Genomic DNA, 596 nt, shown 5'->3' on the forward strand with positions numbered 1-596 from the left:
CAGCTGACTTTACAGTTACAGCACCTATAGACATTACATACACGGCACCAACTGATGATAGCTCCAATGCTTGCGATTATGCAACACAGGGCGATCTGGACACCGCATTCAGCAATTGGGTAACGGCACAGACCGCTGCATTCAACATTGCAAACGGATGTGCTCCGGTACTAACTGATAACAGTGCTACTGCATCTGCTCCTGTACTTTGTGATGGCGGTTCGGTTACCGTAACATGGACCATTACGGACCTGTGTGAGACCATTACCGAAACAGTTGACTTTACAGTTACAACACCTATAGACATTACATACACGGCACCAGCTGATGATAGCTCAAATGCTTGCGATTATGCAACACAGGGCGATCTGGACACCGCATTCAGCAATTGGGTAACGGCACAGACCGCTGCATTCAACATTGCAAATGGATGTACTCCGGTACTAACTGATAACAGTGCTACTGCATCTGCTCCTGTACTTTGTGATGGCGGTTCGGTTACCGTTACATGGACCATTACGGATCTGTGTGAGACCATTACCGAAACAGCTGACTTTACAGTTACAGCACCTATAGACATTACATACACGGCACCA

At 47.1% G+C, this 596-nt stretch carries 2 protein-coding genes; both read right to left on the minus strand.

Features of this window, described 5'->3' with window-relative positions; translation table 11 throughout:
* Positions 1 to 76: 76 nt before the first annotated feature.
* Entirely contained in the window at positions 77 to 265 is a 189-nt protein-coding gene (locus ABD941_RS10675; RefSeq protein WP_345274127.1) for a hypothetical protein, read from the minus strand.
* An 84-nt stretch (positions 266 to 349) separates the two neighbouring features.
* Positions 350 to 596 (minus strand): hypothetical protein (locus tag ABD941_RS10680; RefSeq protein ID WP_345274128.1); only part of this gene is annotated, 247 nt, incomplete at its 5' end.

It is taken from the genome of Flaviramulus aquimarinus (assembly GCF_039543205.1).
Taxonomy (GTDB): domain Bacteria; phylum Bacteroidota; class Bacteroidia; order Flavobacteriales; family Flavobacteriaceae; genus Flaviramulus_B; species Flaviramulus_B aquimarinus.

Excerpts from the sequence above, each read along its gene's own strand:
- ABD941_RS10675 (WP_345274127.1), bottom strand. The coding sequence starts at position 265 with ATGGTCTCACACAGGTCCGTAATGGTCCATGTTACGGTAACCGAACCG.